The following is a 15,347-nucleotide window of genomic DNA, read 5'->3' on the forward strand; positions in this document are numbered from 1 at the left end:
GGATCAGTGATCCTTGAGGAGCCTGCTCTTCTGCCGGTTCCAGTCGCGTTCCTTCTCAGTCTCACGCTTGTCGTGCAGCTTTTTGCCTTTGCCGAGCGCCAGCTCGAGTTTCGCCCTGCCCTGATCGTTAAAATAGATCTTGAGCGGAATGAGCGTCATGCCCTCGCGATTGATCGCGCTCTGAAGCCGGTTGGCCTCCCGTTTCGACAAAAGCAGCTTGCGGCGGCGGCGCGGCTCATGATTGAAGCGGTTTGCCTGCAGATATTCCGGCAGATAGGAATTGATCAGCCACATCTCACCGCCCTCATCGGTAGCGTAGGATTCGGCGATATTGGCTTTGCCCTCGCGCAACGACTTGACCTCGGTGCCGGTCAGAACCAGACCGGCCTCGTAGGTGTCGACGATCTCGTAATTGAAGCGGGCCTTCCGGTTCTCCGCGACAATTCTCTTGACTACGCGCTGGCTGCCTTTGGGTGCCATCAGCTCATCAGCCCCGCATGGCGAAGCGCTGCATCGATCGCCGCTTCCGTCGACGGCTCGAGCGTCGACAGCAGAGGCGAACGGACGGTGCGGCTCATCCGCCGCAGCCGGTTCAGCGCATATTTGGCGCCGCAGAGACCGGGCTCCATGAAGATCGCCTTGTGCAGCGGCATCAGTTTATCCTGATACTCCAGCGCCTTGGCATAATCGCCCGCAAGCGTCGCCTCCTGGAATTCGGCGCAAAGACGCGGCGCCACGTTGGCGGTCACGGAAATACAGCCAACGCCGCCATGGGCGTTGAAGCCAAGCGCCGTTGCGTCCTCGCCCGAAAGCTGGACGAACCCGGAACCGCAGGCCATGCGCTGCTCGGAAACGCGCTCGATCTTGCCGGTCGCATCCTTGACGCCCATGATCGACGGATAGGCCCTGTGAAGGGCTGCCATCGTCTCGACGCTCATATCCACCACCGAACGGCCGGGAATATTGTAGATGACGATCGGCAGCTTCACGCTCTCGGCGATCGCAGCATAATGCGCGAAAAGGCCCTTCTGGGTCGGCTTGTTGTAGTAGGGGGTCACCACGAGAACGGCATCAGCACCGGCCTTTTCGGCGTGCTGCGCCAGTTCGACAGCCTCCGTCGTGTTGTTGGATCCCGCACCTGCGATCACCGGCACGCGCCTTGCCGCGGTCTCGATGCACAGTTCAACCACGCGTTTGTGCTCGGCATGCGACAGGGTCGGCGATTCACCGGTGGTGCCGACCGGCACCAAGCCGTGGCTGCCTTCGCTGATCTGCCATTCGACATGCGCGGCAAAACTATCCGTATCGACTGCTCCGGAAGCGGTGAACGGGGTGACGAGAGCGGGAATGGATCCCTTGAACATGCACGACTCCTGACGGCGCCCGGGAAGCTTGAAACCAACCCACGCTTTGGCCGCATTTCATGGTTAGAAAACTGGCGCACCATAATCATGTGAGGTGCCTGCGGCAAGCACTCTATCGCGCCATTGATCGCCGGTTCCCGTCTATTTCCCCGGCATCAGCGGCGTTTTTATGCATTTCAGGGCGCAACCACCCGCTGGGTTGGAAGCGCCGATATTTATGGGATTGAATGGAAGCGAGTAATCTTTCGTTAGCAATTGCATCGCCAAATAAGAGACTGACACGGGGAAGCGTGGGGTTCTTGATGCGTGGACACAAGTCTCGCCGGATGATTGCGATGCTCGGCGCATCCGTGATCGCGTTCTCGGCCATCGCCGCATATGCGCAGGAAAACCAGAACCCGCTGCCGGGCTTCCAACCCCAGGCCCTCGCGAAAACCAACCGATCACCTTCTCAGGACGTCACCGGCTCGATCGTCTCGGCGAGCGCTGCCGTGCCGGTCAATTCAAACCTCAAGGCAGGGCTCGACGCTCTTTCCAACAAGGACGCCGGGCGCGCCATCGCGGCCCGCGACGCCATGGCCAAGGGCACGCTCGATCGCCACATTCTCACCTGGGCGATCGCCGTTTCCGGCCAGAAAGGCGTTCCCTCCTTTGAAATTGCAGAGGCTCAGCAGGAATTGAAGGGCTGGCCGGGGCTTGGCGCGCTGCGCGCCAATTCCGAACGCGCCCTTTACCGCGAGAATCCGCCCTCATCCGACGTGCTCTCAGCCTTTGGTACGACGCGGCCGGAAACCGCCGATGGCACCATTATCCTCGCCCGCGCTTTGCAGGCGAATGGAGACAAGACCGCCGCTGCGAAACTGCTGCGTGGTCTCTGGTCGAAAGACGCTCTCGACAAGGCGACCGAAACCAAGATTCTCGTAGAATTTCCAAGCCTGCTGACGACTGCCGATCACAAACGGCGAATGGAAATGCTGCTCTATCGCGACCGCCAGGATCAGGCTGCCCGCTTCAGCGATCTCGGCAAGGCCCAGTCTCTCTATCGCGCCTGGGTAGCCGTTGCGAAAAAAGCCAGGAATGCGGCAGCGCTCATCGCGGCCGTCGATCCTTCATGGGCCAAGGAACCGGCCTACCTGTTCATCCGCGTCGAATATTTGCGCAAGCAGGAAAAATACGAGGCAGCGGCGAAGCTGCTCGCCGGTCTGCCGAAAGACAAGGATGCCCTCGTCAACGCCGCAGAATGGTGGGTAGAGCAGAGGATCATCAGCCGGGGACTGCTCGATCAGGGCAAGTTCAAGGCCGCCTACCGGATCGCGGCGAACCACGTCGCAACCGATCCGGCGGATATCGTCGATGCCGAATTTCATGCCGGCTGGTATGCGCTGCGCGGGCTTGAGGATGCGGCAACCGCGGCCCGGCATTTCCAGCGTATCCTGCAGGCGTCCAACAGGCCGATCTCGGTTTCACGTGCCTGGTACTGGCTGGGCCGCGCCGTCGAGGCGGGTGCGCCCGGCAATGCGGACGACTATTATGCCAAGGCAGCGACCCTGCCGGGCACCTTTTATGGCCAACTTGCCGCTGCCCGCCTTGGCCGGAAATCATTGAATGTCACCTATCCGTCGCCGAACGCCGATGATCGTTCGCGGTTCGAGAGCCGCGAGGCGGTTCGCGCCATCGCCCGTCTCGAGGCGGCCGGACACGGCTGGCGCGCTGACAGCCTCTACCGGACGCTGGCCGAAGAACTGACAAGCCCGGGAGAACTTGCAATCCTCTGCGCCCGCGCAGAAAAGGCCGGGGGCCATCAACTGTCACTGCAGGTCGGCAAGCTCGCCTTTGGTCGCGGCATCGATGTCGCCGCTCTCGCCTTCCCGATCGGCGTCATTCCGGCAACCGCGAACATCAGCGGATCCGGAAAGGCACTTGCCTATGCGATCGCGCGGCAGGAAAGCGCCTTCAATCCTACGGCCATTTCCCCGGCCAATGCGCGTGGGCTGTTGCAGATTCTTCCCGGTACGGCGAAAGGCGTCGCCGGGCGCCTCGGCCTTGCCTATTCCAAGGAGCGGCTGACGACCGATACTGCCTACAATGCGACGCTCGGCGCGCAGTATCTCGGCGAACAGATCGACGATTTCGGCGGCTCCTACATTCTCACCTTCATCGCCTACAATGCCGGCCCCCGCCGCGTGCCCGAATGGATCGGCCGCTTTGGCGATCCGCGCGGCAAATCGATCGACGATGTCGTTGATTGGATCGAACGCATTCCCTTTGCCGAGACCCGCAACTATGTGCAGCGGGTGATGGAGAACTATCAGGTCTACAAGTCTCGGCTCGGGCAGACGGCCGATATCGTTCATGACCTGCGCATGGGGCGTTAAAACCATTCGGCACAGGTCACGGATTGCGTGAAGTTCAGGGCCGACCGCCCTTCACGCGACGCCACGATTCGTTATGGTTCTCCAACCTGAAATGAAGGGAGAACCCGTGACGCGCGCGATCAAGACCAATTTTGCGGAACGCTATTTCTCGGCAGGCGACGGATTGTTGCTTTATGCCCGTGACTACGGCCATGACAACCCACAGACGAAGGGGACGCTACCTATCGTTTGCCTGGCCGGCCTCAGCCGTAACAGCCGCGACTTTCACCTTCTGGCGGAGCAACTCTCCACCCACCCGGAGAAACCGCACCGCGTCGTCGCACTCGACTATCGCGGCCGGGGCTTTTCCGCCTGGGACCCGGACAAGAGCCACTATCAGCTTCCGGTCGAGGCAGAGGATGTGCTCACGGCATGCGCCGCACTCGATGTTGAGCAGGCAATTTTCATCGGGACATCACGTGGCGGCCTGATCCTCCACCTGCTTGCCGCCATGCGCCCGACCCTGTTGCGTGGCGTCATTCTCAACGACATTGGACCGCTTATCGAGACCAGCGGTCTGCTGCTGATCCGCCAATATCTGGAGGCGCAAACGGTCCTTAACTCCTGGGACGCGGCAGTCGAAAGTCTAAAGCGCGTGCACGGCGCTTCATTCCCGGCCCTTGATCAGGCGGACTGGGATGACATGGCAGAAGCGATCTTCAAGGAAAAGGACGGCATGATCGTCGCGGATTTCGATCCTGCCCTGATCGAGCCGCTGAGAAGCATCAGCGAGGATACCCCGATGGCAGATCTCTGGACGCTTTACGAAGGATTGAAACCGCTGCCTTTGATGACGATCCGGGGAGAAAACTCCGCGATCCTCTCGCCGGCGACATTCGCCGAGATGGCTAAGCGGCATCCACGCATGAGATCGGTGGCCGCTGCAGGTCAGGGTCACGCACCACTCTTGCACCGCCCGGATTTGCTCGCCGAAATCCTGGGCTTCATCAACGGGATTTCATAGGGAGCATCGCTGCCGTCAACAACCGGCACAAGAGAAGCACCACAACGGAAAAAGCCCGGCCTTTCGGCCGGGCTTTCCATCACTGACCGAAGTCAGATCAGATTAGAAGTCGCGCTGCAGGCGGAGGAAACCGGTCCAGGTGCCGTCTTCGTCGCCGTCAACATCGAGGTAGTTGACGGTAGCGAGCGTACGCAGGCCTTCCGTGATCTGGTAACCAGCCGTTACGCCGACCTTCCAAGCGTCAACATCGCTGTCGAAGGAGCCGTCAGCAGCGATACCGTAATCGCCGAAGTACTGAGCAGCCGGGGTGATGAAGAACTTTTCAGTTGCCTGGATCTTGTACTCGGCAGCAACCGACCATTCAGACACGTCCCAGTAGAAGTTCGGGTCGGTCGCATAGATACCCATCAGGCCGAACGTGCCCGGGCCAACTTCGGCGGTCAGGCGAGCCTTGAGAGCGGTTTCTTCTGCGTCGAAGTCGTAGGAAGCGATGAGCAGAGCGTCAACACCACCAACGGTACCGCGGATGAGGCCGGATACGCCGACGTCGTCGTTCGTGCCGTCGCCAGAGAGCTCTTCAACCGAAGCGCCGACCTGGAACGAGCCACCATCATAGGTGTAACGAATCGAGTTCGACAGGTTACCGGCTGCTACGTCGGTTTCGCCGCTGAGACCGAAATCGTCCCACCAGTTGTAGAAGTAACCGACGTCGAAGCCTGCGATGTTGATCCACGCACCGTCGAGGAAGGTGTCGGCGTCGCTGTCAGCTTCAAGGTTGATGTAGCTGGAAAGCGCACCAAATTCGGTGTCGTTCTTGGCGGAAAACGTCAGGTAACCACGTGTACGGGCATCCCAGTCAGCGCCGGCTTCGGTCCAGTTTTCATCGTAGTTGATCTGCGTACGGACGTAGCCGCCGATCTTCAGGCAGGTTTCCGTGCCCGGGATGTAGAAGTAGCCAGTGCCGAAAGCGTCGCAAACGCGAACGTATTCCATGGGCTCCGGCTCAGCAGCTACGATAGCGTCAGCTGCCTGGGCGCCGGATACTGCTGCGAGAGCTGCAGCGGAGCCGAGAAGAAGGCTCTTGATGTTCATTTCTGACCTCCAGTCAAAAGTTTCAAACGGGTCTGGGTATTTTGCTGAAGGACAGCGTTCCCTGCCCCATCCCCAACATTTAAGAAGTCGGACGATCAACCGCCCTTGCTTCCGGAGTTGAAAATACAAGACCGGACCGTCTGCGCAATCACCAACTTGCGAGTTCATGCAGTTTGATACGCCCTTCCCCATGCGCTGTTGCTGAAACGACACAAAATCGCCCCAAGCGGCCGGAAGTTCTTAACAAGACGTTAAGAAAACCCTTTATTCATCGGAGCTTAGCCGATCCCGCTAACGGCCTGTCCGTGTCATAACGAGGCAAAAATGGGGCAAAACGGGAGCGCAAGGGCAGATTCGCAACCTGGGTGAAGCCGCGTGGCGGCTCCTTCCAACCACAATCCCACGCATCGGAGAATGGAATCACGATGCGCATCTGAACGAGAAACGAAGAGATTCGCAGAATCACACCACGACACGTTCGCGATCGAATCCGGCCCGCACTTTGAACAGCGCCATGGCCGGAATAGAGGCGCGCTCACCAAAGCCGCTCGGCATTGTCACGATTACGTTCGTCGAGGTCGCAGCCGTCCCGTCGGCTGCCTCGGCATCTCGCCCTCCGAATCTCTGCTATGGTCTGCCCTTGCACCGGGGACGAAACGCCGTCGAATTGACCATCGCGGCCGGTGATCGCGTTGCCGGCGGCTCGGTCTACCATCTCACCGACGAAGTCGACGAAGGGCCTATTGCCTTTCAAGATTGGTGCTTCGTCCATCGGGGTGAGAACGCCGGAGATCTCTGGCGACGCGCGCTTGCGCCGATAGGCGCGGAGTTGCTGGTCAAAGCGGCCGGCCATCTCTCCGCTTACGGTTTCATTCCGGCCGACGACCAGGAGAAGCTCGGCCGGGAGGCCCGGTGATTCGAACGACCTTTAATTGACCCTTGAAGGCCTTGTAGGATTGCGTGACCCATCAGCCCAGATCAGCATTAAATCCCAGGCATGCGTTTGCGAGAGCCCAAAACGAGGTGATCGGGAAAGCCCGAGTGGAGTAGTTGAGGATAGGGCTCTGGATGAGCGACCGTTCGGTAGTAGTACATATTTAGGACCAGCAGGCCTCCTAGAGCGTTGAGGGCGTTACGCTGGGTTGCTTGATCGAAATTAACGACGCGATCGTGCTTCACGTCGTTGTAAGCCCGCCACCAGTTAGGACTTCTAGCGTCGGCTTGGCCCCAACTGTCCCACGGCGTCAACGGGTCGCCCGTCCGCATAATGTCGATCGAGGCGTTGTGTATTCCGTTGAAACTAGCTTTTAGGATATCGCGATAGTGTAAGATGTTTGATGCGCGTTCATTCGGCGCCACATCCGCGCAAATTGCTTTCGCGATGACGTCGATCTCACTTCCCACTGCAAGCAGAAGCTTTGCGAAATTGTCACCGAAAGAATTTGCGTTTGCTTCATGCAGCTCCACGTAGTCTAAGCAGATTCCATCAGCTTGACCAACGGATAGCAAGTGTGATTCCATCTTGGCGGTGATTTGTGGGGTATGGCATGGCAGGTAAATCTCCGGTGATGGCCGGTGCGGAGCAGCGTGAGGCACTGCGCATGTTGGCCCGTTCACGCGACCGCGGCGAGGCGGATCGGGCACGGGCGCTGTTGTTGACGCTATCAGGCTGGACCAGCCCGCGCATTGCGGAAGCCTTCGGCGTGCGCGAGGATACGGTTCGCCTCTGGCGCAGTGATTTCGCCCGCGGCGGCGTCGAGGCGTTGCAGGCGACCGTCGCGCCGGGTCCGGCACCGGTCAAGACCGAGGCGGCGCTTCGCGTCGTCACTCCTCTGCTCGATGCTCCCGTTGCCGACCGGCCCAACTGGACAATCGCGCGCCTCATGGTTGAGATCGAGGCGCGCGAGGGCATCAAGATCGGCCGGTCGCAACTGTCCAAGGCGCTGCGAAAAAAAACTTCCGCTGGCGGCGACCTCGACACACGCTGAAAGGCCGCCAGATCGCCGAGCAGATCGAGCGCGTGGGATTGCGCCTCCAGTTGCGCAAGGCTCAAGCCGAGGCTGGCGACATCGTCCTGCTTTATGGCGACGAGAGCGAGGCCCTGACGCATCCCTATCTGGCGCGGGCATGGGCCAAGCGTGGTGCCGATCTGCGGGTGCCGGCGCCAGGCCAAGCCCAGAAAGTTGCGATGATCGGCTCGCTCGACCACCTCACCCGCCAGCTCATTGTGCATACGAGCCCGACCAAGCGCAGCAGCGACTTCCTCGCTCACCTCGAGCAGCTTGATCGCCTGTACGCCCCCAAACCGGGACGAGCGACGACGCCGGTCGTACTGGTCGAGGACAACGGGCCGATCCACCTCAGCAAGCTCTCTCTGGCCGCGATCGAGGCCCGCAAGCATTGGCTCACCGTCGAGTGGCTGCCGAAATACGCACCAGAGCTCAACGACATCGAGGTCGTCTGGCATGATCTCAAGGCCCATCATCTCGCCCACCAGACCTTCGGCGGCACGCAGACCCTCGATCGCGCCATCCACGCCGCCGTCGCCGCCCTAAACATCGAGCGGAACATCCGTCCGTTGGCCAATCCAGGAATCTCTGCTTAGCGTTCGGATGAAATCTTTCTCTAGCGATATGAAGTAATTCCAATAGGCCATCGTCATAAACAATTCCTCCTTTGGGAGGAGTTTCACTAACCTGGAATTCTAGTCAACCGCCTACCTGAGCGCCTTGGCCACGGCGAAGGCGCTTTCTCCTTTTTTGTGGCAGGCCTTGCACCGCAAGCGCTTCGCCAGCAGCATGTTCATGCCGGTGATCAGCATCCAGTGAACCTGCGTCTACCGACCTAACAACCGAGAGCGGATGAGATCGACGATCAACTGTTTCTCCTGCTCGACACCGATCGATCTGTAGCGTTCACGGTCGCGGCTCGCCCAGGCGTCTACTGCACGCACGCCCATTGGTGATCCGTCAAACTTGACGCCGAAGATACAGTCTCCGCTCCAACTCCGATGAAAATAAAGCCAGCTCTTCTCAAAAAAGATGAACCATTTGTCGTCCATATCTATGGGTATGTGGCCGAGTAGCAGCTTTTCGCCCTCGGCATCGTCAAGAACTAGCGGAAGCTCGAAGTGTTCTCGTTCGACGGGGCAGTCAAGTGTCTTCCATGAGCTACGCGTGGCAGGCAGGGTCATATAGTGACAGGCTCTCAAAGCTAAAGATGGCGCCACTTAACCCGCACCCGATCTGGCTTGCAACCCAGACCAGCTACCAGATCGGGCGCTGATCGTCGTGCCGTGCCTCAAAAGAGTGACACTTCCACTTTGCAGACGTGCGGACAGACCAAAATTGTTGCAACAGCTGGTCCTAAAAGCCCTTAAAACACGCTTCAAAGCGTATTCGAGATTTTGCCATAACGGCTGTAAACGCTGAAGGATGGTTTTTGACAGGGTGCTAGAAAAACCGAAATTCCGATTCGCCGTGTCAAAATTCCGGAAAGGCGCGTCCGGCTACACCCGCTTAACGGGAAAATGGCGGAGAAGAAGGGATTCGAACCCTCGATACCCTTCCGGGTATACTCCCTTAGCAGGGGAGCGCCTTCGACCACTCGGCCACCTCTCCGTTAGCGCCTGACTAGAGTCAGGAGCCCTTCATTGCAAGGGATTTTTGCGGTTACCCGCTACAAAGTTGAATTTTCCATCCTGCGTGACGGCGCGCGTGCAGCCCCCGACAAGAGCTGATCAAGCCTGTATGCGGGCGGATTTGCTCGTCTGCCGCGCCGTTCCTGGGCAACTCCCCGATAGCCTTTGCGCTCTATTCACCGATTGCCGGCTACGGGCGTTTTGCGGTAGTCCTGTGCTTTCGAATCCGCCCTCGCCCGCCGCTGCGGGCGCCGCAGAGCAGCCTTGGGAGCATAGCGTGCACAGCGACAGCAAACCGGAAACTCAAGTGACGATCGAAAAGCTTCGCAACGGGCGGTGGGCTTTCGTCATCAAGCGCGGCACCGTTGTCTATCCTGCCAGCGGCCAGTTTACCAGCCAGTTGCAGGCGCATGCCGCCGGCCAGATGGCACTCAAAGCCCTGGAAAACAAGCGTTAGCCAGCCGCGTCTTCGTCAGCTCGCGCAAAGGCCGGGTCTGCTGCCACAGGCCCGGCCTTGGTTTTTCAATCCAGTTGATATCGGTCAGCTTTTTTTCGCCAGCCGATCCATCGCATTCTGGGTGGCTGCGCCAAAGTCACCGTCAAGCGGTCCGCTGTAATAGCCGCGCTCCCTGAGCAGCGCCTGGATTTCCTTGCGGAAGGCCGGCGTGAAGTTATTCGGCGAGGTCTTCATCTCCTGCAGTTTCGCCGGATCGCCGCCCTCGACGCTGGCCGCTGCCCAGCGGGCCGCTTCCCTCGGGTCTGCCTTCGTGCCGAGGCCGAAATCATAGAGGCGGCTCAGATTGCCCATGGCGTAGGCGCTGCCGGCATTCGCTGCCATTTCATACCAATTGCGGGCCTGCACGTAGTCCTGCGACACGCCGTTACCGACGTCGTAGAACCAGCCGAGCAGCGCCATCGAATAGGAATCGCCGACATTGGCGGCCTTTTCGTACCATTTCTTGGCTTCGGCATAATCCTGCGTCGTGCCGAGGCCGTTCTGATAGGCCCAGCCGAGCGAGGACATGGCATTGGCGTCGCCGCCTTCGGCAGCCTTCTGGTACCAGGAAAGCGACTGGTTGAAGTCTTTTGCGACCCCATTTCCTTCACGGTAGAACCACCCGAGCGTTGCCATGGCATTGGCATAACCCTGATTGGCCGAGAGCTGGTACCATTTCAGCGCCTCGGCATAATCCTGCGGCACGCCACCATAACCTTCGCGATAGAGCCAGCCGAGCGATGCCTGGGCATAGGAATTGCCGGCATTGGCCGCCTGCTCGAACATCTGCCTGCCCTTGTCGATATCGACGGGACCATCGGTGCCGTAGATCGAGAACCAGGCGAGGTTCGTCAGCCCGTACATATTGCCGCCGTCTGCCGCCTTCTGGTAGTTGCGCCGCGCCTCGACATAGTTGCGGCCGGCGTCATGGGCGCGGCCGAGCATGTTGACGAGCATCATGTCGTCGGGGTTTTCGTTGACGGCCTGGGCGCAGGCGGTAAGCGCGCGGGCCGAATCGATCTTCAGGAAATTGACGCCGAGGAAACCCGGCATGGATTGCGGCTCGCCCGCCAGCAGGTAGCAGTCGCGCGATGCCTGCGTGTCCTTGCCGGTCTGCGAGATGTTCAGCCCCTTCTTCGGTTCGAGGGCTGCGATCTGCGTTTCCGCCTCCGCCTTGTGCTTGCTGTCCGGATAGCGCTCGATGAAACGGGTGAGCGCCGCGGCATCGGTGGATTGTTTCAGCGCGTCCCAGGCGATTTCGTCCGGCGTGGCGGCCGAAGTCTGCTCGGCTTCGGTCAAAAGTTTCAGCTTCTTTTCCGCCAGCATCTTGTAGACGGGGTCAGAGCCGTGCTTGGCAAGGAAGACCTCGATCAGGTCCTTGTCGGCGAGATCGCGGATGTTCTGCCAGTCGGCGGCGGCGGCCGATTGGCTGTTCGGCGAGACTTCTTCTTTGTTGCCGTTGTTGGTGACATTGACGTTGACCTCCCTGATGTTGAGGAAGATCTGCGCGCCGCCGAGCGAGCCGTAGACGAAGGGTTCCTGGCTGCGGTTTGTCGCCGCCACCACCTCGTCCCGAACCTTGCCGAGCGCGATGCGCACATCGACGCCGGGCTCCGTCAGATATTTGGACAGCGCCGTTGCAAACGGGCTGTTCTTGCCTTCGCCGTCCATGGCGACCGTGCCGGCCTTCGAGGCGAAGGCAACCAGGAGATCTGCCGATTCAGGCTCGACGCGAGCGAGACCGCGGCTGACGGCGCGGGTCGAGATCGACCGTGTCATCGACTGCTCGAAGGGATTGTTGCGGCAGGCGTCGAGAATGACCAGCTTCAGCCGGGTCGCGCCTTCCAGCGAACGCTGCACGCGATCGAGCGGAACGGCCTCGTCTTCCACATCCTTGTCGCTCTTCAAAGCGACATCGACAGGCAAAAGGAAATTCTGGCCATTCATCTCCATGCCATGGCCGGAATAATAGATGATCGCGACCTCGGCGCCGGTGGCCGCATCCTCGAAATCGCGCAGCGCCCGCACCATCGAGGCGCGGTCGACATCGTGCACCGTCGTTACAGCATCGAAACCGGCGTCCTCGAAGGACGCTTTCATCAGTTCGACATCGTTGGCCGGGTTGTTCAGTTGCGATGTCGCCTCGTATTTTTCGTTGCCGATCAGAAGGGCGACCCGTTTCGCCGCCTCGGCCGCGCCAGCCTGAAACGCGAAAACGGATAGTGACAGAACGAAGATCGGCACCCAGCGCCGAGAACAGGCTTTGAACATGATTTTCCCTCCGCGCTTGCGCAGCGGGCCGGGACGTTTCGCGCCCCCCGCAAACCGCACAAACATGATCCCTAATTTCCGCGCGGGTTTTTCCGCCGCGCGCTTTTCATGAAAGTATTACGTATGGCCCAGCGTGTTTCAATGTCCGCCTTTGCGCTTTTTTAAGCAAGCCAGAAGACAGGGCCGTGAAAGGCACAAGCTCAGGACAAGGCTGGCGGCGGAAACTGCTATCATAGTCATATGGAGCGCGATAAAACTCGAAGCGAGCCTCCATCAAATGTTGCAGAAATCCAGCAGAAGCGGCGCAGCGCCGTCATCTTTTCCGGAGTTTCCGATGTCGATGGTGATGCATCTCGCCGAGGCAAAGCCGGGTCAACCGACCGCCAGCCACAAGCATTATTATATCGAGCGCCCCTGCCGCATTCTTGTCGTCGGGCAGCACCTGAAGACGAAGACGAAATACCAGTGCCTGCTGCGTCACATTTCCATCGGCGGTGCCATGCTGGACTTCAATGCCAATATCCTTTTGCCGAAACATTTCTTCCTGGAGATAGACGGGTTCCGGGAAGAAATAGGCTGCTCACAGGTGCACCGGCACAATTCCGAGCTCGGCGTGCGCTTCAACATGCAGTTGGCGCCCGAATTCATCAGCCGGCTGATCCGGATGGACTTTACCAGTGGCCTCATCTGACCCTGTGCCGCGCCAGTCCGGGTCCGTCAGCGATTCAGCCGCCTCCCTGTGCCGTATATTACTGAAAAAACGAGGATTGGCTTCATGAAACCTGTGCTTTTCGCCTATGCGGGAACTTTTCTCTCCCTGATGATTGCCGATGCGATCTGGCTTGGGCTCGTGGCGCGGACGTTCTACCGCGACCAGTTGGGCGCGCTGATGCTGCCTTCCCCGAATTTTGCCGTTGCGGCTCTCTTCTATATCTTCTTTGCGATGGCCATCACGCTGCTCGCCGTCATGCCGGGAGTGAGGTCCGGTTCCCTCGCCACGGCGCTCTGCTACGGCGCGGTTCTCGGCCTTGCCGCCTATGGCACCTACGACATCACCAATCTGGCGACGCTGAAGGGCTGGCCGCTAACGGTCAGTCTGGTGGACATGGCCTGGGGCACCTTCGCGACCGCCCTTTCGGCAAGCTGCGGCCTCCTCGTCAGCCGCTATTTTGCCGGATCGGCGCTTGAATAGCCACGCCAAAACAAAGCGTTTTCCGGCGATTTAAGCCCTCATTAAATTTTTAGGGAATGTTTTCAACGGATTGCAATATCCGTGACTAATTCTCAATGGATCGCTTGCTGCCGTCAGGAGGAGGGCAAGCAGCGGTGAGATGCGAACGGCGAGGCGCTTTGGATCCGATGATCCGCCGTCCATCGCTACCGAGGGAGTGATAATGCAGAACTCGACGATGTACTCCGTGGTCAGTTCCAAGCTCTACGAGGAGCGCTTCGAGCGTTTCACCATCGGCCAGGCCGGCACCTTGATGGCCGTGCGACCGGCCCTTGGCGGCGTTTCGACCCGCACCTGCAAGATGCTGGAAATTTCACGCGGCGGCGCTGCCTTCACCGTCAACACGACGATCGGCCTGCCGGAGCACTATTATCTGACCATCGTCGGCACCAAGAAGCGAATCGGTTGCGCCGAAATTTTCCGCAGCGACCATCGTATCCAGGTGCATTTCATCAAGCCGATCGACGAGGAATTCCTGCACGAGATCGTCCGCTACGAGTTCTTCACCGGGAACGAGCCGAAAAAACATTGACACCTTCTTCCCAGCCGCTCGAGGGCGGGACACAGGTGCGTTTCGCGAATGGATTCGGTTTCCATGGCGATCAAACATCGCTAGTGTCCGCTGCGGTTTCATCCATCGTCAGGCTCGATAGACAGCATGTCCGCATTTTCCCGCTTTACGCCCCTCATCGCTTCCCTTCCCTCCACCATTCCCTTTGTCGGTCCCGAAGCGATCGAGCGGCAGCGCGGCCGGCCGGTCAAGGCGCGGATCGGCGCCAATGAAAGCGGCTTTGGTCCTGCCCCCTCGGTTCTCACTGCCATCGGCGAGGCCGCGACGGGGGTCTGGAAATATAGCGATCCGGAAAATTTCGAGCTGAGGCAGGCGCTGGCCCGACATCTCGGCACGGCGCCGGAGAATCTCGCGATCGGCGAAGGCATCGACGGCCTTCTTGGCCAGATCGTCCGCATGGTGATCGAGCCCGGTCTGCCGGTCGTTACCTCGCTCGGCGGTTATCCGACGTTCAACTTCCACGTCGCAGGTCATGGTGGCCGGCTGGTCACGGTACCTTACGTCGATGACCGCGAGGATCTCCACGGTCTCCTGGCGGCGGTCAAGCGGGAAGACGCGCCGCTCGTCTACTTCGCCAATCCCGACAATCCGATGGGAAGCTGGTGGAACGCCGACAGCGTCATCGCCTTTGCCAAGGCACTTCCGGAGACATGCCTGCTCGTGCTCGACGAAGCCTATGGCGAGACCGCGCCCGCGGGCACCATCCCCTCGATCGCATCGCTGATCGACATGCCGAACGTTATCCGCACCCGCACCTTCTCCAAAGCCTACGGTCTGGCGGGTGCGCGCGTCGGCCATGTCATCGGCACGTCGGGAACCGCGCAGGCCTTCGACAAGATCCGCAACCATTTCGGCATGAACAGGGTCGGCACCGCCGCGGCGCTCGCGGCGCTGGCCGACAGTGAATATCTGACGGAAGTGCTTGGAAAAATTGCCGTTTCCCGCGACAGGATCACGGCAATCGCCCTCGAGAACGGGCTGAAGCCGCTGCCCTCGGCAACGAATTTCGTGGCCATCGACTGCGGCAAGGACAACGTCTTTGCGCGCGCGATCGTCGATCGGCTGATGGAAGATCACGGCGTGTTCATCCGCATGCCGGGCGTTGCGCCGCTCAACCGCTGCATCCGCATCAGCACCGGGCCGGAGGCGGATATGGCGCTTCTGGAAGAGGCGCTGCCGAAGGTGCTTGAATCGCTTACTGCATAATTCCTTAAATCGGAATCGATTTAAGGATAAAATTATGCAGCATTCCAAAGTGTTACAGCGACCTTTGCGCGTCTGAAAAGACGCGCGGCGCTGTAGCA

Annotated in this window: 16 protein-coding genes and 1 tRNA gene; 10 read left to right on the forward strand and 7 right to left on the reverse strand. The window is 59.8% G+C overall.

All coding sequences use genetic code 11. The features are described from left to right. Window positions 1-3: 3 nt before the first annotated feature. Window positions 4-480 (reverse strand): SsrA-binding protein SmpB, encoded by a 477-nt coding sequence (gene smpB, locus ACSQ3F_RS20720; RefSeq protein ID WP_436101938.1) that lies wholly within the window; start codon window positions 478-480, stop codon window positions 4-6. Next, a complete protein-coding gene (gene dapA, locus ACSQ3F_RS20725) occupies window positions 480-1,364 on the reverse strand; it encodes a 4-hydroxy-tetrahydrodipicolinate synthase (protein ID WP_436101939.1) in 885 nt (294 codons plus the stop codon). Before dapA ends, smpB begins: the two co-directional genes overlap by 1 nt. Window positions 1,365-1,666: 302 nt before the next feature. Here dapA and ACSQ3F_RS20730 point away from each other — a divergent pair, with 302 nt between their 5' ends. Together ACSQ3F_RS20730 and ACSQ3F_RS20735 are read left to right on the forward strand one after the other, a co-directional pair. Continuing rightward, window positions 1,667-3,739, forward strand: coding sequence for a transglycosylase SLT domain-containing protein (locus ACSQ3F_RS20730; protein WP_436101940.1), 2,073 nt, complete (start codon window positions 1,667-1,669; stop codon window positions 3,737-3,739). Between the two features lie 91 nt (window positions 3,740-3,830). Then, window positions 3,831-4,742 (forward strand): alpha/beta fold hydrolase, encoded by a 912-nt coding sequence (locus ACSQ3F_RS20735; RefSeq protein ID WP_436102206.1) that lies wholly within the window; start codon window positions 3,831-3,833, stop codon window positions 4,740-4,742. 102 nt (window positions 4,743-4,844) lie between these two features. Here ACSQ3F_RS20735 and ACSQ3F_RS20740 read toward each other — a convergent pair whose 3' ends face one another. Then, window positions 4,845-5,834: a porin gene (locus ACSQ3F_RS20740; RefSeq protein WP_436101941.1), complete on the reverse strand. Its 990-nt coding sequence runs from the start codon at window positions 5,832-5,834 to the stop codon at window positions 4,845-4,847. 514 nt (window positions 5,835-6,348) lie between these two features. Here ACSQ3F_RS20740 and ACSQ3F_RS20745 point away from each other — a divergent pair. Beyond that, window positions 6,349-6,750, forward strand: coding sequence for a formyltransferase family protein (locus ACSQ3F_RS20745; protein ID WP_436101942.1), 402 nt, complete (start codon window positions 6,349-6,351; stop codon window positions 6,748-6,750). 68 nt (window positions 6,751-6,818) lie between these two features. Here ACSQ3F_RS20745 and ACSQ3F_RS20750 read toward each other — a convergent pair whose 3' ends face one another. Beyond that, window positions 6,819-7,343, reverse strand: a complete 525-nt coding sequence (locus ACSQ3F_RS20750; protein WP_436101943.1) for a hypothetical protein — start codon at window positions 7,341-7,343, stop codon at window positions 6,819-6,821. A 38-nt stretch (window positions 7,344-7,381) separates the two neighbouring features. On the opposite strand from ACSQ3F_RS20750, the gene ACSQ3F_RS20755 reads away from it, so the two are divergent. Then, on the forward strand, window positions 7,382-7,822 hold the full coding sequence (locus tag ACSQ3F_RS20755) for a helix-turn-helix domain-containing protein (protein ID WP_436100471.1): 441 nt from the start codon (window positions 7,382-7,384) through the stop codon (window positions 7,820-7,822). Between the two features lie 11 nt (window positions 7,823-7,833). Continuing rightward, on the forward strand, window positions 7,834-8,439 hold the full coding sequence (locus ACSQ3F_RS20760) for an IS630 family transposase (RefSeq protein ID WP_436102132.1): 606 nt from the start codon (window positions 7,834-7,836) through the stop codon (window positions 8,437-8,439). Between the two features lie 231 nt (window positions 8,440-8,670). Here ACSQ3F_RS20760 and ACSQ3F_RS20765 read toward each other — a convergent pair whose 3' ends face one another. Further along, the gene (locus ACSQ3F_RS20765; protein ID WP_436101944.1) at window positions 8,671-9,027 is read right to left on the reverse strand and encodes a hypothetical protein; all 357 of its coding nucleotides are present in this window, start codon (window positions 9,025-9,027) and stop codon (window positions 8,671-8,673) included. Window positions 9,028-9,364: 337 nt separating this feature from the next. After that, window positions 9,365-9,454: transfer RNA gene (locus ACSQ3F_RS20770), tRNA-Ser, on the reverse strand. A 327-nt stretch (window positions 9,455-9,781) separates the two neighbouring features. On the opposite strand from ACSQ3F_RS20770, the gene ACSQ3F_RS20775 reads away from it, so the two are divergent. Further along, on the forward strand, window positions 9,782-9,931 hold the full coding sequence (locus ACSQ3F_RS20775) for a hypothetical protein (RefSeq protein ID WP_436101945.1): 150 nt from the start codon (window positions 9,782-9,784) through the stop codon (window positions 9,929-9,931). An 84-nt stretch (window positions 9,932-10,015) separates the two neighbouring features. Here ACSQ3F_RS20775 and ACSQ3F_RS20780 read toward each other — a convergent pair whose 3' ends face one another. Continuing rightward, entirely contained in the window at window positions 10,016-12,241 is a 2,226-nt protein-coding gene (locus ACSQ3F_RS20780; RefSeq protein ID WP_436101946.1) for a caspase family protein, read from the reverse strand. Between the two features lie 334 nt (window positions 12,242-12,575). Between ACSQ3F_RS20780 and ACSQ3F_RS20785 the strand changes: the two genes are divergently transcribed. The 4 genes from ACSQ3F_RS20785 (at window position 12,576) to ACSQ3F_RS20800 (ending at window position 15,249) form a co-directional block, all read left to right on the forward strand. Further along, window positions 12,576-12,932, forward strand: coding sequence for a PilZ domain-containing protein (locus ACSQ3F_RS20785; protein ID WP_436101947.1), 357 nt, complete (start codon window positions 12,576-12,578; stop codon window positions 12,930-12,932). Between the two features lie 84 nt (window positions 12,933-13,016). Continuing rightward, entirely contained in the window at window positions 13,017-13,433 is a 417-nt protein-coding gene (locus ACSQ3F_RS20790; RefSeq protein WP_436101948.1) for a DUF2177 family protein, read from the forward strand. Window positions 13,434-13,635: 202 nt separating this feature from the next. Next, window positions 13,636-14,004 (forward strand): PilZ domain-containing protein, encoded by a 369-nt coding sequence (locus ACSQ3F_RS20795; RefSeq protein ID WP_436101949.1) that lies wholly within the window; start codon window positions 13,636-13,638, stop codon window positions 14,002-14,004. A gap of 126 nt (window positions 14,005-14,130) precedes the next feature. Beyond that, window positions 14,131-15,249, forward strand: a complete 1,119-nt coding sequence (locus tag ACSQ3F_RS20800; RefSeq protein ID WP_436101950.1) for a pyridoxal phosphate-dependent aminotransferase — start codon at window positions 14,131-14,133, stop codon at window positions 15,247-15,249. Window positions 15,250-15,347 lie beyond the last annotated feature (98 nt).

The sequence above is a fragment of the Pararhizobium sp. LjRoot238 genome (assembly GCF_964252955.1).
Taxonomy (GTDB): Bacteria; Pseudomonadota; Alphaproteobacteria; order Rhizobiales; family Rhizobiaceae; genus Pararhizobium.